Annotated in this window: 14 protein-coding genes; 8 read left to right on the top strand and 6 right to left on the bottom strand. The window is 70.5% G+C overall.

Annotation, left to right across the window (positions count from 1 at the left end):
• The first annotated feature begins 90 nt into the window (after window positions 1–90).
• The 3 genes from WA670_RS22345 to WA670_RS22335 are packed head-to-tail and all read left to right on the top strand — an operon-like array spanning window position 91 to window position 3,424.
• Window positions 91–1,755: an amidohydrolase gene (locus WA670_RS22345; protein ID WP_238606660.1), complete on the top strand. Its 1,665-nt coding sequence runs from the start codon at window positions 91–93 to the stop codon at window positions 1,753–1,755.
• Window positions 1,752–1,985, top strand: a complete 234-nt coding sequence (locus WA670_RS22340; RefSeq protein WP_037814381.1) for a DUF3311 domain-containing protein — start codon at window positions 1,752–1,754, stop codon at window positions 1,983–1,985. Before WA670_RS22345 ends, WA670_RS22340 begins: the two co-directional genes overlap by 4 nt.
• On the top strand, window positions 1,985–3,424 hold the full coding sequence (locus WA670_RS22335; RefSeq protein ID WP_275291922.1) for a sodium:solute symporter family protein: 1,440 nt from the start codon (window positions 1,985–1,987) through the stop codon (window positions 3,422–3,424). Before WA670_RS22340 ends, WA670_RS22335 begins: the two co-directional genes overlap by 1 nt.
• Here WA670_RS22335 and WA670_RS22330 read toward each other — a convergent pair.
• The 3 genes from WA670_RS22330 to WA670_RS22320 are packed head-to-tail and all read right to left on the bottom strand — an operon-like array spanning window position 3,421 to window position 6,903.
• A complete protein-coding gene (locus WA670_RS22330; RefSeq protein ID WP_275291921.1) occupies window positions 3,421–5,103 on the bottom strand; it encodes a cobaltochelatase CobT-related protein in 1,683 nt (560 codons plus the stop codon). The two genes, WA670_RS22335 and WA670_RS22330, sit on opposite strands and share 4 nt — an antisense overlap.
• Entirely contained in the window at window positions 5,100–6,044 is a 945-nt protein-coding gene (locus tag WA670_RS22325; protein ID WP_037814384.1) for an AAA family ATPase, read from the bottom strand. The genes WA670_RS22330 and WA670_RS22325 overlap by 4 nt, the downstream gene beginning before the upstream one ends.
• A gap of 13 nt (window positions 6,045–6,057) precedes the next feature.
• Window positions 6,058–6,903, bottom strand: a complete 846-nt coding sequence (locus tag WA670_RS22320; protein ID WP_037814385.1) for an IclR family transcriptional regulator — start codon at window positions 6,901–6,903, stop codon at window positions 6,058–6,060.
• A gap of 145 nt (window positions 6,904–7,048) precedes the next feature.
• On the opposite strand from WA670_RS22320, the gene xsc reads away from it, so the two are divergent.
• The 5 genes from xsc to WA670_RS22295 all read left to right on the top strand — a co-directional run bounded on the left by xsc (window position 7,049) and on the right by WA670_RS22295 (window position 13,750).
• Entirely contained in the window at window positions 7,049–8,857 is a 1,809-nt protein-coding gene (gene xsc / locus WA670_RS22315) for a sulfoacetaldehyde acetyltransferase (RefSeq protein WP_037814386.1), read from the top strand.
• Window positions 8,858–9,026: 169 nt separating this feature from the next.
• The gene (locus tag WA670_RS22310) at window positions 9,027–10,391 is read left to right on the top strand and encodes an aspartate aminotransferase family protein (protein ID WP_336158752.1); all 1,365 of its coding nucleotides are present in this window, start codon (window positions 9,027–9,029) and stop codon (window positions 10,389–10,391) included.
• 295 nt (window positions 10,392–10,686) lie between these two features.
• A complete protein-coding gene (locus tag WA670_RS22305; protein WP_051729058.1) occupies window positions 10,687–12,051 on the top strand; it encodes an amino acid permease in 1,365 nt (454 codons plus the stop codon).
• A 192-nt stretch (window positions 12,052–12,243) separates the two neighbouring features.
• Entirely contained in the window at window positions 12,244–12,990 is a 747-nt protein-coding gene (locus WA670_RS22300; RefSeq protein WP_043838116.1) for a sulfite exporter TauE/SafE family protein, read from the top strand.
• Window positions 12,991–13,030: 40 nt separating this feature from the next.
• Window positions 13,031–13,750, top strand: a complete 720-nt coding sequence (locus WA670_RS22295; protein ID WP_037814390.1) for a sulfite exporter TauE/SafE family protein — start codon at window positions 13,031–13,033, stop codon at window positions 13,748–13,750.
• Between the two features lie 30 nt (window positions 13,751–13,780).
• Here the strand turns inward: WA670_RS22295 and WA670_RS22290 are convergent, their stop codons facing one another.
• From WA670_RS22290 to WA670_RS22280, 3 genes are read right to left on the bottom strand one after another with little or no spacing between them, the layout of a single operon-like run.
• Window positions 13,781–15,343 (bottom strand): GMC family oxidoreductase, encoded by a 1,563-nt coding sequence (locus WA670_RS22290; RefSeq protein ID WP_336158751.1) that lies wholly within the window; start codon window positions 15,341–15,343, stop codon window positions 13,781–13,783.
• Window positions 15,344–15,355: 12 nt separating this feature from the next.
• Complete coding sequence (locus tag WA670_RS22285; protein ID WP_336158750.1) at window positions 15,356–16,918, bottom strand: GMC family oxidoreductase; 1,563 nt, start codon at window positions 16,916–16,918, stop codon at window positions 15,356–15,358.
• Window positions 16,919–16,932: 14 nt separating this feature from the next.
• The gene (locus WA670_RS22280; protein WP_336158749.1) at window positions 16,933–18,720 is read right to left on the bottom strand and encodes a thiamine pyrophosphate-binding protein; all 1,788 of its coding nucleotides are present in this window, start codon (window positions 18,718–18,720) and stop codon (window positions 16,933–16,935) included.
• Window positions 18,721–18,744: the final 24 nt, after the last annotated feature.

Raw genomic sequence — 18,744 nt, 5'->3', positions numbered from 1 at the left:
CCCACGCGCGCGTCGCCTTCTGGACCTGTTCGCGGGCCAGCTCCCCCGGCACTGTCTTGGGGCAGGACACGTGGACAAGGAGGTCCCATCGTGGGCGAACCCGCGGTATCCGCTCGTCCGGCCCCCGACCTGGTGGTGCTCGGGGGCACGGTGCTGACCCTGGACCGAGGCGGGACGCGGGCCTCCGCGCTCGCCGCCCGCGACGGCCGGATCGCCGAGATCGGCGACGACCGTTCGATCGCCGCTCTCGCCGGTCCCGGAACGACCGTGCTCGACCTGGCCGGGCGCACCGTCGTCCCGGGTTTCGTGGAGTCGCACAACCATCCCTCGTTCTTCGGCATGGCGCTGGCCGCCCCGGTCGACGCCGGAAGCCCGCCCAACGACCGGATCAGCGACATCGCCGACCGCGTCCGGCAGGCGGCGCGCGACTTCGGCCCCGGCGAATGGATCAAGGGTTTCCGTTACGACGACACGCTTCTCGCCGACAACCGGCACCCCACCCGGCACGACCTGGACCCGGCTTCGCCGCGGAACCCAGTCCTGCTCACCCACGTGACCGGACACTTCAGCGTGGCCAATTCCGCCGCACTGCGGGCCGTCGGCATCACCGCGGCCACGCCCGACCCGCCCGGCGGCGCCATCGCCCGCGACGAACGCGGCGAACCGACCGGCCTCCTCATCGAGACCGCGGCGTTCCTGGTCAACTCCGCGATGCCGTCGCAAGGCCCCGACGAACTGGCCGCGGCGCTCCAGCTCGCCGACGCCGAGTACCTGCGCAACGGCGTGACTTCGGTCCACGACACGGGAATCGGCCTCATCGGCGGCGAACAGGAACTCGCCGCGTACCGGATGCTCACCAGCGCCGGAAAGCTGCGCACCCGCATCCACGGCTACCTCTTCCACACCCTCCTGCCCGGCCTCGCCGAAGGCGCCCCGGAATCGCCGGACCCGTCCAATCCGGACGGCTTCACCATGAACGGCATCAAGATCGTCGCGGACGGCTCGATCCAGGGCCGCACCGGCTGCCTGGCCGAGGGCTACACCTGCGACCCCGACGAACACGGCATGATGCTGCTCGAACCGGACGAACTGTCCCGCCGCATCGCCGCCCTCGACGCAGCGGGCTGGCAGGTCGCCGTGCACGGCAACGGCGACGCCGCGATCGACGCCATCATCGACGGCTACGCCCGCCTCGGCGCGCCCGAAGGCACCGGCCGCCGCCACCGCATCGAACACTGCCAGACCGCCCGCGAGGACCAGCTCGACCGGATGGCCGAAAACGGCATCGCCGCGTCGTTCTTCATCAAGCACGTCTACTACTGGGGCGACCGGCACCGGGACGTTTTCCTCGGCCCGGAGCGGGCTCGCCGGATCAGCCCGCTCGCGTCGGCCCGCTCCCGCGGAATCCACTTCGGACTCCATTCCGACACCCCGGTCACGCCGGTGCCGCCGCTGGAAGGCATCTGGTGCGCCGTCGCCCGGCAAACCAGCAGCGGCCAGCTCCTCGGCCCGGAGCAGGCGATCGACGTCGAAGCCGCCCTGCGCGGGTACACCATCGACGCCGCGTACCTGGCCGGAGAGGAAGAGAGCAAGGGCAGCATCGAGGTCGGCAAGCTCGCCGACCTGATCGTGCTGTCCGAGGATCCGACCGCAGTGGACCCGAGCCGGATCCGGGACCTGACCGTCGACGCCACCGTGATCGGCGGACGGCTGGTCTGGCAACGCGATCCCGTCCCCGCCGGGGGTGCGCGATGATCCGGAGCTGGCCCAGCCTGTGCATCGGGCTCGGCATCCCCGCGGTGGCGGTCCTCGGCGGAATCCCGCTGGTGGCGGGTTCGCCCGCGACCGTAGCCGGGTTCCCGCTGGTGTTCTTCTGGATGTTCCTCTGCTTCCCGCTGACCACGCTGTGCCTGTGGATCAGCTGGCGGTTCTTCGACCGCAAGCACTACCCGGCGGACACGCCCGCGGCGAAGGAGGACCAGTAATGCTGATTCTCATTGTCGCCGTCGTGATGGGGCTGTCGATCCTGCTCGCGCTGTGGGCGGGCCGTTCGTCGCGCGGCGGCGGGATCTCCGAGTTCCTGGTCGGCGGCCGTTCGTTCCCGCCGTGGCTGCTGTACTTCCTGGCCGTCGGCGAGGTGTACAGCATCGGCACGATGATCGGCTTCCCGAGCGGCATCTACGCGCACGGCGCGAGCTACGGGATCTGGTTCCTCGGCTACATCCTGCTCGCCTATTCGCTGGGCTACTTCCTCGCCCCGCTGGTCTGGCGCGCGGCGCGCAAACACGACGCGATGACCGTCCCGGACGTCTTCGGCCGCCACTACGGCAGCCGGACGCTGGAGCTGATCACCTGCGTGACGATGCTGATCGCGCTCGTGCCGTGGGGCCAGTACCAGTTCATCGGCCTGCAAGTCGTGCTGAGCAACCTCGGGCTGAAACTGACGCCCGTGCAGTGCGTCATCCTGGCCGGGATCATCGCGTTCGCCTACATCGCCGTGTCCGGCATCCGCTCCCCCGCGTTCGTGTCGATCCTCAAGGACGCGTTCATGCTGCTCGGCGTGGTGCTCGTCGGCCTCGCCGCGGTGCTGGTCGCCGGCGGGACCTCCGGGGTGACCGGGCCGGAGGCGCTCGCCAGGGCACAGACCACGATGGGCGGCCAGGACCTCTGGTTCGCGATGACCACGATCCTGTTCCAGAGCGTGGTCTTCTACCTCGGCTTCGGCGGCGCGTACGTCTTCCCGGCGCGCTCCGAGCGGGCGGTGAAGAGTTCGACGGTGTGGATGCCGCTGTACATGCTCATCTACCCGTTCCTCGTCTTCGCCGCCTACTACGGCCTCAAGCAGCACCCCGGGCTGAAGAACCCGAACACGGTCTTCATGGTGACCGCGAAAGGCCTTCTCCCGGAACCGGTTCTGGGTCTGGTAGCCGCCGGTGCCGCGTTGTCCGGCGTGCTGGTGCTGTCCGCGACGGCGCTGGCGATCGGCGGCATGGTCAGCCGCAATCTGGCCCCGAACGTCCGGCCCGCGGCACAACGGCGCTGGACGGTCGTGGCGGTGGCGGTGTTCCTGGTGCTCGCCGCCGTGCTCACGCTGACCGCCTCGACGCTCATGCTCACCGTGCTGAACCTGACCTACAACCTGCTGGCCCAGGTCGTGCCGGGCTGGCTGGCGATCCTGTTCGCCCGGCGGGTGCGCACGGCCGCGATCGCGACCGGCATGGTGGTCGGCGTGGTGACCGCGGTCGTCCTGTACGCCACCGGCGTGACGCTCGGCGGCCTCAACACCGGTCTGGTGTCGATGGGCGTCAACCTGGTGATCGTCTTCGGCTGGAGCCTGCTCGCTCCGGGCAAGCAGCGATCGCCGATCGCCTTGGAGCGCAACGAACCCGCCGCGGTCCCGCCGGTCGCTCAACCGGCAGGCTAGCGGCGCGCCATCAGGTCGAGGATCTCGCGGAAGGCACGGAATCCCGTGCCTTCCGCGGCGTCCAGGGCCACACTGCGGCGGTAGTACGCGCTGAGATCGAGCCCGACCCCGATGCCGTACACCTCCGTCTCGCTCCGCTCCAGCCCGTCGGCCACCTGCACCAGATGCCGATCGAGGTACCGCTCCTCGTTGGCCAGCGCGGTCGCGCCGTCCATCGGGCTTCCGTCCGACAGCACGAAAACCAGCCGCCGCCGCACATCGCACGCCCGGGCCCGTTCAGCCGCCCACGCCAACGCCTCGCCGTCGATGCCTTCGCGGAACAGATCGGCTTTGAGCAACGCCGCGACATCCCGCCGCGCGCGCCGCCACGGGGTCGCCGCGTCCTTGAACACCAGGTGCCGGCGCTCATTGAGCCGCCCAGGGTGCTTCGGCCGCCCGGCGCGCATCCAGTCCCGCCGCGCCCGGCCGCCGTGCCAGGCACCGGTGGTGAAGCCCAGGATTTCGCAACTGGCCCCGGCGAGATCGAGCGCGCGAGCGAACAGATCGACCAGCACCGCGGCGGTTTCCCGGTGCGCCTTCATCGAACCCGAGCAGTCGATCAGGAAGGTGACCAGCACGTCGGCGACCGGTTCGGTCCGCTCGACCCGGAACACCCGATGGTCCCCGGGCGTCGCGATCAACCGCGCGAGAGCCCGGCCGTCGATCTGGCCCTCCTCCTGCGCACCGTCCCAGCCGGACCGTTCCGGCTCGGCGAGCACCGCCGTGAGTTCCCGCGCGAGCCGAGCCACGTTGACGCCCTGCTTCGCCACCCGGGCGTCGAGCCGTTCGCGCAACTCGCGCAGCAATTCCGGCCGCACCAACGGTCCCGCCCGGTCCTCGCGGTCGTAGTCGGTGGTGAAAACCCGGTACGACCCGGCCGCCACCGGTCCGTTGTGGTCGCCGAGGCCCGCAGTACCGCCTTCCTCGCTGCCGGTTTCGTCGTCGAAATCCAGCAGCAGCGCGTACGCCGCGCTGTCGTCTTCCTCGTCGTCGGCGTCCTCGGACTTCTCCGGCTCCAGCAACCCGGCGACCGCCTCGGCCAGCGCCCGCGCGTGCTCAGCGAATGCCGCCTGATCGGCCCGGTTCCGCCGAAGCCCGGCCAAGTGCGCACCGAGCATCGGCGCGATCGCCGCCCGGGTCGCCTCGATCAGATCCTCGGTCTCTTCCACGACCGGCTCGCCGGTGATCCGCGCCCGCGCGACCTGCGCGACGGTGTAAATCAACACGCCGCGCGCCGTCTCGGTCAGTCCATTGTGGTGCGCCGACAGCGACCAGCGTTCGTGCCGCCGCCGCACATTCGCCGTCACGCCGGGCAAACCAGCCGGAATCAGCGACTCGACCCGAAACTGCTCCAGCAGCTCGAACAGCAGCCGCTCGACACCGCCCTCGGGCCGCAACCGCTTGTGCAGCTCCCGATCCGACCGGCTCAGGTGCAGCGCCATCCCGTCCGCCGCACCGCGGAAGGACTGCACGTCCTCGTCTTCAGAACGCAGATGCGGTGCGGGCATCGGCACCGGACGGGTGCCGCGGTGCAAGCGCCCGCCCCGGAAATGCGCGTCCGGCGACCCGCTGACCGCCCGGATCGCCGCCGCGGACAGCTCTTCGACTTGCTGGCGCCGCCGGGTCTCGGGCGTGCTCACGCCGCGGCCAGCTCCAGGTCGAAGCAGCGCTGGAAGTACTCGGCGACGACCGGGCGTTCGGCCTCGTCGCATTTGTTGAGGAAGGTCAACCGGAACGCCAGCGCCGGATCGCCGAAGATCTCGCAGTTCTCCGCCCACGTGATGACCGTGCGCGGCGACATCAGCGCGGACAGGTCACCGGCCCGGAACCCCTCGCGGGTCAGCCCGGCGACCGCCACCATCGCTTCGGCGAACTGCTCGGTCGTCCGCGGCACCCGCGCCCGCACGATCGCCGCTTCCTCTTCCGGCGCCAGGTAATCCAGCGCGGCGACGATGTTCCACCGGTCGATCTGCGCGTGGTTGAGCCGCTGCACGCCGTGGTAGAGCCCGTTGAGATTGCCCAGCCCCACGGTGTTGGCGGTGGCGAACAGCCGGAATCCCGGATGCGGGCGCAGCACGGTGTTGCTGTCGATCAGGGTGAACTTGCCGTCCCGTTCGAGCAGCCGCTGGATGACGAACATGACGTCCGGCCGTCCCGCGTCGTACTCGTCGAGGATCAGCGCGGTCGGCCGCCGCAGCGCCCACGGCAGGATGCCCTCGCGGAATTCGGTGACCTGCTTGCCGTCGCGCAGCACCACCGCGTCCTTGCCGACGAGGTCGAGCCTGCTGATGTGGCCGTCGAGGTTCACCCGCAGGCACGGCCAGTTCAGCCGCGCCGCGACCTGTTCGACGTGCGTGGACTTGCCGGTGCCGTGCAAACCCTGCACGAGCACGCGCCGGTTGTGCGCGAACCCGGCCAGCAACGCGAGCGTCACGTCCGGGTTGAACCGGTAGGCCGGATCGATCTCGGGCACGTGCTCGCCGGGCTCGGAAAAGGCCGGGACGACCAGGCTCGAATCGATGCCGAACGCGTCGCGCACGGCGATCCGGGCGTCGGGACCGTTGCCGCACAACGGGTTCATCAGGGGACCTCCGTCAGGACGGGATGCTGTCGGCGTCGTCGGCCGAACCCTCGGCCTCGACCTCCTTGATCGCTTCGGCGGCCCGCTGCAACGCGGGAAGCGCCTGCAAAGCCTTGTCGGCGGTGAGCCGCATGACCGGGGCCTGCACCGCCACCGCCAGGTTGGACCGCCCGCTGCGGCTCGGCACCAGCACCGCCACGCACACGAGCCCGGGCAGGAATTCCTCGTCGTCGAGGGCGAATCCGTCGCGCCGGATGCGGGCGAACTCCTCCTCCAGCGCGTCGAGATCGGTGACGGTCTTGGCGGTGTACTGCTTGAGCGGAGCGTGCGCGAGCAGCTTGCGCCGCTGCGCCGGGCTCATCTGGGAGAGAATGATCTTGCCGCTGGCCGAGCAGTGGATCGGCACGCGCGAACCCGGCCGCAGGTAGAACCGCAGCGGCTCGGGCGTCTCGACGCGGTCGAGGTAGACGATCTCGCTGCCGGACAGCGCGGTGATGTTGCAGCTCTCCCCCAGCTCGTCGACCAGGTGGTTGAGCACCGCGCGCCGCGCGCCGTGGTGCGTCGCGTTGAGCAGCAGGTTCTCCGCGAGGCGGCGCAGCCGGTCGCCGGTGCCGTAATGCCGCCCGTCGGCCTGTCGCACGAGCAGGCCCGCGCCTTCCAGCTGCTGCAGCATCCGGTGCAGCGTCGGCTTCGGCAGGCCGGTCTCCTCGACCAGGCTCTGCAGCGTCACCAGCTGGTCCTTCGCCGCGATCAGCTCGAGCAGCGAGAACAGCCGCATGGTCGGGGTGTCTCCGTCGAGGCCCGCGCCGTCCGGCTCGCGCACGAGTTCCACGGCGCTGGTCTTCCGCAACTCACTCACGTTCCGAAAAGTAGCACATCCTGTCTCGTTTTCCAGCAACTGCCGGTTGACCTCCCGCGCGTGGCGTCCTATGGTCCATCGAGTTCAGCTTTTACGAACCTCACGTACCGAAAACAAAGACTTTCAGCGTCGAAGGAGTTCAACCATGGCGGAGAGGAAGACGGGCGACGGCCGCACCGTCGTCAGCGGAACGGCGAAGATGACCCCGTCGGAGGCCTTCGTCGAGACGATGGTGGCCAACGGCGTCACCGACATCTTCGGCATCATGGGCTCGGCGTTCATGGACGCGATGGACATCTTCGCGCCGGCAGGCATCCGGCTCGTCCCGGTCGTGCACGAGCAGGGCGCCGCGCACATGGCCGACGGCTACGCCCGGGTCAGCGGGCGCCACGGCGTCGTCATCGGGCAGAACGGCCCCGGCATCAGCAACTGCGTCACCGCGATCGCGGCGGCGTTCTGGGCGCACAGCCCGGTCGTGATGATCACGCCCGAGGCGGGCACCATGGGCACCGGGCTCGGCGGCTTCCAGGAGGCCAACCAGCTGCCGATGTTCCAGGAGTTCACCAAGTACCAGGCGCACGTCAACAACCCGAAGCGGATGGCCGAGTACACCGCGCGGGCCTTCGACCGGGCGCACGCGGAACTCGGCCCGACGCAGCTGAACATCCCGCGCGACTTCTTCTACGGCGAGATCGAGACCGAGATCCCCGAGCCGCAGCGGCTCGACCGCGGCCCCGGCGGCGAGAAGAGCCTCGCCCAGGCGGCCGAACTGCTGGCCACCGCCGAGTTCCCGGTGATCATCTCCGGCGGCGGGGTCGTCATGTCCGACGGCGTCGAGGAGGCCAAGGCGCTCGCCGAGCGGCTCGGCGCGCCGGTCGTCAACAGCTACCAGCACAACGACAGCTTCCCGGCCAGCCACCCGCAGTGGTGCGGCCCGCTCGGCTACCAGGGCTCCAAGGCCGCGATGAAGCTCATCTCGCAGGCGGACGTGGTGATCGCGCTCGGCACCCGGCTCGGGCCGTTCGGCACCCTGCCGCAGCACGGCATGGACTACTGGCCGAAGAACGCGAAGATCATCCAGATCGACGCGGACCACAAGATGCTCGGCCTGGTCAAGAAGATCACCGTAGGCATCTGCGGCGACGCGAAGGCCGCCGCCGCGGCGCTGACCGAACGCCTCGCCGACCGCACCCTCGCCTGCGACGCCACCCGCGGCGAGCGCGCCGACCGCACCAAGGCCGAGAAGGACGCGTGGGAGGAAGAACTCTCCGCGTGGACCCACGAGAAGGATCCCTACTCCCTCGACATGATCGCCGAGCAGGAGCAGGAGGAGGGCAACTGGCTGCACCCGCGCCAGGTCCTGCGCGAGCTGGAGAAGGCCATGCCGCCGCGGGTGATGGTCTCCACCGACATCGGCAACATCAACTCCGTGGCGCACAGCTACCTGCGCTTCGAGGAGCCGCGGTCGTTCTTCGCACCGATGTCCTTCGGCAACTGCGGTTACGCGCTGCCGACCATCATCGGGGCCAAGGCCGCCGCGATGGACCGGCCGGCGATCGCGTACGCCGGCGACGGCGCGTGGGGCATGAGCATGGGCGAGATCATGACCGCGGTGCGGCACGACATCCCGGTCACCGCCGTCGTGTTCCACAACCGCCAGTGGGGCGCGGAGAAGAAGAACCAGGTCGACTTCTACGACCGCCGGTTCGTCGCCGGAGAACTGGAAAGCGAGAGCTTCGCCGGGATCGCGCAGGCGATGGGCGCGGACGGCATCGTCGTGGACAAGCTCGAGGACGTCGGCCCGGCGCTGAAGAAGGCCGTGGACGCGCAGATGAACGAAGGCCGCACCACGGTCATCGAGATCATGTGCACCCGCGAGCTGGGCGACCCGTTCCGCCGCGACGCGCTGTCGAAGCCGGTGCGGTTCCTGGAGAAGTACCAGGACTACGTGTAATCCCCCGCTAGCGAGCCGACGAACCGGCCGGGCCCCGCGCCCGGCCGGTTTTTCGCGTCCGGGCCCCGATCTGGCCCCAGTGATCCGCCTCTTTCTGGCTCTGGGCGTGGACCAGAAAGATTGCGATCGTCGACACATTCCCGTTCTCGCACACACAGGAGGTCGCCAGGTGAACGTCACGGAGCTGCGGGCCACTGCCCGCCGACACCTCGGGCCGCACTTCACGCGCAAGGACACCTGGCAAAGCGAATTCCCGGTGTTCGTCCGCGGCGAGGGCAGCTATCTGATCGACACCGAGGGCCGCCGCCACCTCGACGGTCTCGCCGGGCTGTTCTGCGTCAACATGGGCCACGGCCGCGCGGACATCGCCAAGGCCGCGGCCGACCAGGTCGCCACCCTCGCCTACGCCAGCAACTGGGGCTCGGCGCACCCGCCGTCGATCGAGGCCGCCCGGATCATCGCCGACCTCGCCCCCGGCGACCTCGGCACCACGTTCTTCGTCAACTCCGGTTCGGAGGCGGTCGAGACCGCGCTGAAGTTCGTCCGGCAGTACCACCGCAGCCAGGGCGCCCCGGAGCGGACGAAGATCATCAGCCGCGAAATGGCCTACCACGGAACGACCATGGGCGCGCTGTCGGTCACCGGCCTGCCGAAGATCAAGGAGCCGTTCGGCCCGCTGCTGCCGGGCATCCGGCACGTCCCGAACACCCTCGGCTTCACCGGCGACTGCGGCCCGGCCGACCAGCTGGACTGCGTCCGAGCGATCGAGGCGGTCATCCTCGAGGAAGGCCCGGAGACGGTCGCCGCGGTCTTCGCCGAGCCGGTCCAGAACGGCCGGGGCGCGCTGGTCCCGCCGGAGGGCTACTGGCCGGCGCTGCGGGCGCTGTGCGACAAGTACGGCATCCTGCTCGTTTCGGACGAGGTCATCTGCTCGTTCGGCCGCCTCGGCCACTTCTTCGGCCACGGCCTCACCGGCGTCGTACCGGACCTGATCACCTTCGCCAAGGGCTCCACCTCGGGCTACGCCCCGCTCGGCGGCGTGATCGTGCGCGAGCAGCTGGTCACCGAGCTGTACGACTCCCCCAAGGGCGGCGTGTTCACCCACGGCGCGACGTGGGGCGGCCACCCGGTGTCGACGGCCATCGCGGTCGCCAACATCAGCGCGATGCGCGACGAGAAGGTGCCCGAGCACGTCCTCTCCGAGGGTCCGAAGCTGCACGCCGCGCTGGAGTCGCTTAAGGACGCGCACCGCTGCGTCAAGGACGTCCGCGGCACCGGGTTCTTCTACGCGATCGAGCTGATGGCCGACCGCGACGGCGGCCGCGAGCTGACCGACCAGGAGTCGCTGCAGGTCCTGCGCGAGGTCCTGCCGGAGTCGTTCCGCCGCACCGGGGTCATCCTCCGCGGCGACGACCGGGGCGCGACCATGCTCATGATCTCGCCGCCGCTGGTGGCCGACACGGACGTGCTGGACGAGCTCCTGCACGGCGTCGACGGCATGCTCACCGACGTGGAGAAGGCGATCCAGCCCTGACGGATAGCGCCGGCGGGCGCTGGGTACCTCGTAGGACACGGGGCACCCGGCGCCCGTCGTGCTGTCCGGGGCCGGCTCGTTCTGGTCCCAGAGCATCGGTGGTATCTGGCTCTCGCAAAGGGACCTGTTCCTTTCTACGGTGACGGGAACCACACAGCAGCTCTCAGCGACATCGCGGCGGCGGCCGGCGCGGGGACATCGAGGTCCCCCGGCGCCGCCGGAAGGAGGAGACGTGGGTTCTGCACCGGAAACAGCCGCCGAGAGCGGTCTCAAACCGGGCCTCAAGCAACGCCACATGAATCTGATCGCACTCGGCGGCGTGATCGGCGCCGGCCTGTTCGTCGGAAGCGGCGTGGTCATCCAGTCGGCCGGGCCCGCGGCGGTGGTCTCGTTCCTGATCGCCGGGCTGATCACCGTGCTCATCATGCGGATGCTGGCCGAAATGACCGTCGCGCGGCCCGCGCTCGGCTCGTTCTACGTCTACGCCAGGGAGGCGATGGGCAACCGGGCCGGCTTCACCGTCGGCTGGATGTACTGGTACTTCTTCGTGATCGTGGTGGCCGTGGAAGCGGTCGCCGGCGGCCGGATCCTGCAGCTCTGGCTGCCGAACGTGCCGCTGTGGGTGCTGAGCCTCGGCCTGCTCCTGCTGCTCACCGCCACCAACCTGGTCTCCGCGCGGTCCTACGGCGAGTTCGAGTACTGGTTCTCCTCGATCAAGGTCATCGCGATCCTCGTGTTCCTGGTGGTCGGCGCCCTGTACCTGTTCGGCGTCTGGCCCGGCTCGCACGGAGGCGTCGGGAACCTGGTCTCCCACGGCGGTTTCGCTCCTATGGGCATCGGCGCGGTGCTGGCCGCGGTCGTCCCCTGCGTCGGCTTCTACACCGGCGCCGAGATCGTCACCATCGCCGCGGCCGAGTCCGCCGAACCGCGCCGCGCGATCGCCAAGGCCATGCGCTCCATCGTGTTCCGCGTGGTCCTGTTCTACGTCGGCTCGGTCTTCGTGGTGGTCGCGGTCAAGGCCTGGAACGCCCCCGACACCGCCGTCAGCCCGTACGCGGCGGTCCTGGACGTGCTGGGCATCCCCGCCGTCGCGACGATCATGAACGCCATCGTGCTGACGGCCGTGCTGTCCTGCCTGAACTCGGCGCTGTACACGTCCTCGCGGATGCTGTTCGCCCTGACGCGCAACGGCGACGCCCCGAAGATGTTCACCAAACTGTCCCGCAGCGGCGTCCCCCGCCGGGCCATCATCGCCGGGACTGTCATCGGGTACGTGTCGGTGATCGCCGCGTACACCTCGCCGAACCTGATCTTCCAGTTCCTGGTGAACTCCTACGGCGCGGTCGCGCTGTTCGTGTACCTCGCCATCGCGCTGGCCCAGGTCCGGCTGCGGAAGCGGCTGCAGAACACCGATCCGGGCGCGCTGAGCCTGAAGATGTGGCTGTTCCCGTGGCTGAGCTACGCCACCATCGCCTTGATGGCGGCGGTCATCCTGGCCATGGCGTTCCTGCCGACGACCCGCTCGCAGTTCTGGTTGAGCGCGGTGACGCTGGCGCTGATCCTGATCGCTTACCAGTTCCGGAAGCGCCGTCCGGCCGCTCCCGCGGCGGCGACCGAGACGGACTCATCGCGGGGCGAGGCCGGAGTCGCCTCGACCTGAGCTGCTCAGTCTGTGCGGGAAAGCCGGGCGGTCCCTCGACGGGGCCGCCCGGCTTTCCCGGCTGGCACCCCCCGATGCCGCGATTCTGGACCTACCGTCACGACCAGACGTCCCGCACAGTGGAGCGATCCGCCCGCGCCGTGGAGGTCTGATGCCGCACCCGTCCAGGGTCCTCGCTCCCCCGGGCCGTCCATGACCTTCTGGCAGCTGTCCCCGGCCGCGATGGCGTTCGCCGTCGCCGCCCTGTTCGCCGGAGGCCTGATCCGCGGCTATTCCGGCTTCGGCGCGTCCCTGGTGTGGGTCAGCTGCCTCTGCCTGGTCCTGCCGCCCCCGGCCGTCGTCCCGAGCACGCTCCTGCTCGAAATAGCGTCCAGCGTGACCCTGCTGCCGAAGGCCTGGTCCGACGCCCACCGCCCGTCCGTCCGCTGGCTCCTGGCCGGCGCGCTCCTCGGGCTCCCCGTCGGCATCTGGTTCCTCGCCGCGCTGCCCGAACGCGCGACGAGACTGACCGTCGGCCTGGTCGTCGGACTCTCCGCACTGGCGCTGGCTCTGAGCCGCCGAACCCGCCGCCTGCCCGGCCGCGGCGCGTGCGCGAGCATGGGCACCGCCTTCGGAGTCCTGAACGGCGCCTGCGGCATGGGCGGCCCGCCAGTCGTCCTGATGTACCTGGCGTCCCCGCTGCCGATGACGGTCAACCGCGCGAGCCTGGTCGTCTTCTTCCTGGCCGCGGACACCATGACGGTCGCCACCGCGGGCACCGGCGGCCTCCTCACCAGCGACGTCCTCCTGCAGACCGCGCTCTTCCTCCCCCTGGCTCTGGCCGGAGTCGCCGCCGGAAGCTGGCTGTACCGCCACGCCCGCGGCGACGCCCGCCGGATCGTGCTGGGACTCCTCGCGGTGCTTTCCCTTGCCCTGGTGGGCCAAGCGGTGGTCACATGACCCGTTCCCCCGACTGCTCGCTCCCCCACCAGGCGGCCTCATGATCCTCGGCGCACTAGCCGTCGCCTTCGCCGGCTTCATCGGCGGCCTGACCGGATTCGGCGCGTCGTTGGTCGGCACGCCCTTGCTGCTGCTCATCGGACTCCCGCTGCCGCAGGTGGTCGTGATCAACCTGATCACCACCATGATCACCCGGCTCGCCGTGCTCCACCGCGAACGCGACCACATCGCCTGGCGCCGCGTAGCCGTCCTAGGCGCCGCAAGCCTCCCCGGCGCCGCCGCGGGCGCACTCACCCTGCACCTGCTGGAGCCGCACGCCCTCCGCATCCTGGCCGGCACCGTGGTCGTGCTCTCCGGCCTGCGCCTGCTCCTGCGCCCAACCCGCGACGCCCACCCGGCGACCCCCGCGAAGCAAACGATCGCCGGCCTGCTGGGCGGCTACCTCTCCACGACGACTTCGCTGAACGGCGCGCCCCCAGCCGTCCTGCTGGCCTCGGCGAAAGTCCCCCCGAGAACCTTCGTCGGCGACCTGGCGGGCTACTTCGTGGTGACCAACTGCCTGTCCCTGCTCCTCCTGGTCACCGCGGGCCAGTTCGACACCACGGACCTGGGCACCCGCCTGCCGGTCCTGGTCCTGGCCGCCCTGGCGGGCAACATCCTCGGCGGCCGCCTCATCGGCCGGGTCCCGCGCCTGGTGTTCGACCGGGCGATCGTGGGGCTGATCGTGACGTCCGGCGTGGTGACGATGATCAGCGCCTGACGGGCGTGAGCGGTTCCCCGCACCGCCGCGCTAGAGGAGACCGGGCAAGCCCTCGGGCGTCCCGGCGACCGACTTCGCGATCCGGAGCGCGTTCGCCGCGATCGTCAGTGCCGGGTTGACCGCTGCCGAGGACGGGAAGAACGACGAATCGGCGAGCCACAGGTTCTCCACGTCGTGGCTGCGGCACGAGGCGTCCAGGACGCTGGTCGCCGGGTCGGGGCCGGCGACCGCGGTGCCGCACATGTGGGAGTTGGTCTCGATCCCCATGCGCTGGGTGAACAGCAACGGATACCCCGCTTTGCGCACCAGCCGCCGCATCCGGGCGACGAGTTCTCGGTGCGGCGCGACGTTGTTCGGCGTCCAGTCGACGACCGTCCGGCCGCCTTCGACCCGGACCCGGTTGTCCGGCGAGGGCAGGTCCTCGGTGGTCAGGTACAGGTCGAGGCTGCGCGCGGCCATGAACGCGAGCGCGGGCATCGGGGCCCACCGGCGGGCGGGTTTCAGCATCGGGGCCTGGAGCTTGCCGAGCATCTGCACGTTGCCGAGCGGATACGGCCGCGCCTCGTAGAAGTCGTTGATTCCCAGCGTTTTCTGCCACTTCGTGGGGTTCGTGCGGAACGGGTTCACCCCGACGAAGAAGGTGCTGTTGTGCACCATGTAGTTCCGCCCGACGAGCCCGGACGAGTTGCCCAGCCCGTCCGGATGGCGCGCCGAGGCCGACCGCAGCAGGAGCGCCGCGGAGTTCGCCGCTCCCCCGGCCAGGGCGAACCGGCCGGCGTTGATCCGCAGCGTCCGCCCCCGGTGCTGGACCTCGGCGGCGGCGACCCGGCTGCCGTCGGGCGAGACGACCAACCGGGTCGCCTCGGCTTCGGGCAGCAGCCGCACGCCCTCGCGCAATGCGGGCAGCAGCAGCCGGTTCTCCGCGTCGGACTTGCGTCCCGTCTCGTCGGGGCACCCGTCGGCGGCGGTGACCGCGGCCCGGTCGGCGTCGGTCGCGACGTTCAGCGCGTTCGGCGTGTGGAACGGGTGCAGCCCGGACCGCCGCAACGACGCCGCGAACCGCTCGATCACCGGCTCGTGCGCGAGCGGCGGATGCGGGTACGGCGTCGAATGCGGCGGTTCGGTCGGGTCCTCGCCGAGCTGGCCGTGCACTTCGAGCAGCCGCTCGGCGAGGCCGTAGTACGGCTCCAGCTCCTCGTACGGGAACGGCCACGCCCGCGAGACCCCGTCGTGGTGCTCGACCTCGCCGAAGTCGCTGCGCCGGAACCGCGGCAGCATCGCCCCGTAGAACCTCGTGTTGCCGCCGACCCAGTAGTAGACGCCGGGCGCGAACGGCCGTCCGGTCCGGCCGTCCACCCACTCGCCGGCGTTCTTGTACCGGCCCTTGAGATACATCTCCGCCGGCTGCGAATTCTCCGGCTCGCGCGGGAGGAAGCCGCCGCGTTCCACGACGAGCACGCGCAGCCCCGACGAGCGCAGCGCCCACGCGAGCGCCGAACCGCCCATCCCGGAACCGATGATCAGCACATCGGTTTCGAGTTCGTCCTCCGGCGTAACGATGGACTCCGCGGGAGCCTCCGGCGGGATGTACACAGGTTCTCCTTCTCAGGCGTCGCCGCGGAGGAAGTCCGCGGCGCGTTCGCCGATCATGATCGCCGGGGCGTTGGTGTTGCCTGTGACGAGCGTCGGCATCACGGAGGTGTCAGCAACGCGGACATTGTCCAGTCCGCGCACGCGCAGTTTTTCGTCGACGACCTTGCCCAGCACGCAGGTGCCGGACGGGTGGTAGAACGAGAACGACTGCGTGCGGATGAACTCGTCGATGTCGTGGTCGCGATCGGAAGCCGGGGCCAGGCCGGCCGCCGCGGCCCCGGCGAGGTCCGCGTCCAGCATCCCGGTCAGCCGGGTTTCCCGGGCGATCCGCATGCACATCCGGACCCCCTCGCGCAGGCGCTGCCGGTCGTCGGCGTCGTCGAGGTAGTTGTGCACGATACGGGGCTTGGCGTACGGGTGGTTGTGCCGCAGCCGGACCGAGCCGCGGCTCGCGGGCCGCGCGACGTAGGGCCCGAACGACATCCCCGGTTCGGCCGACGCGGTGAGCCCCTGGTCGCGCACGATCCCGAGCGCCGCGTGCACCTGGAGGTCCGGCGCGGGCAGGCCGTCGCCGGACCGCAGGAACCCGCCGACCTCGGTCCAGGCCATCGGGCCGTCGCCGTGCTCGCGCAGCCGCCGCTCCTCCGCCGAGGTGTCCGGGCCGGGCACCGGTTCGGCCCGGCTGGAGAAGCTGAGGAAACACCCGGCGTGGTCCTGCAGGTTCCGTCCGACATCGGGCAGGTCGTGCAGCGGTTCCACGCCCGCGGCGCGGAGTTCGCCCGCGGGGCCGACGCCGGACTGCAGCAGCAGATGCGGCGAGTTGTAGGCGCCGAGCGACACCACGATCTCCCGCGAAGCCCGCAGCGTTCGAACCGTGCCGAGGTGGTCGACGTCCACTCCGGACGCCCGCGTGCCGTCGAACCGCAGCCGCAGGGCGAGCGTCGACGTGAGGACCGTCAGATTCGGCCGTTCGGCAAGGAACGCGACCGCGCTGCTACAGCGCAGTCCGTCGCGCTGGGTCACCTGGTAGTAGCCGACCCCGTCCTGCTCCGCGCCGTTGAAGTCCGGGTTGAACGCGTGCCCGGCGTTCTGCGCCGCTTCGACCCACGCGGCCAGCAAGGGGTGCACGAACACCGGGTCGCTCACCGTCAGCGGGCCGCCGATCCCGTGGAACTCGTCGGCGCCGCGCTGGTTGTCCTCCGACTTCTTGAAGTACGGCAACACGTCGGCGTAGCCCCAGCCCTTGTTGCCCAGTTGCTCCCAGGTGTCGTAATCGTGGCGGTGGCCGCGCACGTACAGCATGGTGTTCATCGAACTGGTGCCGCCGATCGCCCGGCCCCTCGGCAGATACGCGCGACGGCCGCCGAGCCCCGGCTCCGGTTCGGTCTCGAAATCCCAGTCGTAGGCCGTTTTCATCTGCCGGGAGAACAGCGCCGGGATCTCGAACAGCCGCCCGGCCGCGGGCGGGCCGGCTTCGACGAGCGCGACCCGGACGCCGGGGTCCTCGGACAGCCGCCCGGCGACCGCGCAGCCCGCCGATCCGGCGCCCAGCACGATGTAGTCGTAGTCGGTCATGCGGGTTCTCCCGTTCAGAGATGCTGTTCGGTGGCGCGCGTGCGGTGGTACTCGTCCTGCCGTTCGTCGGTGATGTAGGCCGGGACCGGGAAGTCCCACCAGCCCGGCACCCACGGCCCGGCGGCGTCCCGGTCGGTCGGGACCTCGACCAGCGCGGGCTCGCCGGACTGGACGGCCTTGCGCAGGATCGGCTCGAGCGAACCGGCGTCCGGCACCCGCCAGGACTCGATGCCGAAGGAGGCGCCGAGCGCGGCGAAATCCGGGCTGTAGGGCGATCCGTCCGGCCGCGAGAACTCGGTGCCGATGTGCCGCGAGGTCTGCTTGCGCTGGCCGCCGCGGATGGACATGTAGCCCGCGTTGTTCTGCACGACGAACACGACCGGCGCGTCCATCGTGATGCTGAGCGCGATTTCCTGGGCGGTCATGAGGAAATCGCCGTCGCCGAGCACACACGCGACCGTCCGGTCCGGCCGGCCGAGCTTCGCGCCCACCGCGGCCGGGACCGCCCAGCCCATCGAGGAGAAACCGCCGGACGTCAGGTGCGTCCGCGGCTCGAAAACGGGGAACGTCTGCTTCACCGCGCCCTGGGTGTTGCCCGAGCCCGCGACGATGATCGAGTCGCGCGGCAGGACCGACCGAAGGGCGCCGAGCGGACGCTGCGAGGTGAACGGGAACCGGTCGCTGTCGCGGCGACCGGCCAGCTGCTCCTCCCATTTCCGTTTGTGCTCGGCCAGTTCCGCCAGGTACTCGCCGCGTTCCGCCCGCGCCGACGGGAGCGAATCGGCGATCGCCGAGACGGTGCGCTGCGCGTCCGCCACGATCCCCACTTCGGCCGGGTAGTTCTTGCCGATCTCGTGCGGGTCGATGTCGATGTGGATCAGTTTGGCGGGCGGGATCGAGAAGCTGACGCCCTGCGCGTAGCTGGAGGCGGACCAGTCGGTGAACCGGCAGCCGACCGAGACGACCACGTCCGCGGAGCTCGCGATCGCGTTGCCGACGATCGTGCCGGTCTGCCCGACGCTGCCCGCGAACAGCTCGTGGTCCTCGGGGAAGGCGCTCTTTCCGTTCCACGTCGTCACGACCGGGATCTGCCAGTGTTCAGCCAGCGCCCGCACCGCGTCCCCCGCTTCGGAGGTGACCGTGCCGCCGCCAACGACGATCACCGGCCGCCGGGCCGCGCGCAGCACCGCCGCCGCCCGCTCGACCGCGGCCGGGTCGGGGTGCTGGCGGCCGACCGGGAGGCGGCGTTCCAGGTCGTGCAACTGGACGTCGGCGGCTTCGGCCTGCACGTCCATCGGGACTTCCAGGTGCACCGGGCCGGGCCGCCCGGTCAGCATCGAGTTGAAGCACCGGTGCAGCACGAACGGCAGCTCCTCGGCGCGGGTCACCACCCAGTGCCGCTTCGACACCGCCTCGGCGACCTTCGGGAAGTCGTTGGCGGTGTAGCGGTCCAGCTCCTGCAGCAGGCCGTGCCCGCGCATGTGTGTCGGCGGGCCGCCGGTGATCACCAGGACGCTGGTCGAGTCGGTGAACGCGGTGCCCATCCCGATCACGGTGTTGCTGGCCCCCGCGCCGATCGAGGTCACCGCGGCGATCGGGCGGCCGGTGGCGCGGTAGTACCCGTCGGCCAGGTGCACCGCGCTCTGCTCGTGGAAGGTCTGGACGAACGGGATCTTCGCTTCCTCGTCGAGGAACGCGTCGGTCAGCGACCAGATCCCGTGGCCGGGGATCCCGGCCACGTAGTCGACGCCGTAGTTGCGCAGCGTCCGCGCGACGATCTGGCCTCCGGTCAGGACAGGCATGATTGCTCCTCGGTGTTTCGGTCC

This window comes from Amycolatopsis sp. VC5-11, from assembly GCF_037034185.1.
GTDB lineage: Bacteria > Actinomycetota > Actinomycetes > Mycobacteriales > Pseudonocardiaceae > Amycolatopsis > Amycolatopsis nivea.
The sequence above is the reverse complement of the archived record's forward strand: the minus strand, read 5'-3'. Positions and strand labels throughout refer to the sequence as shown.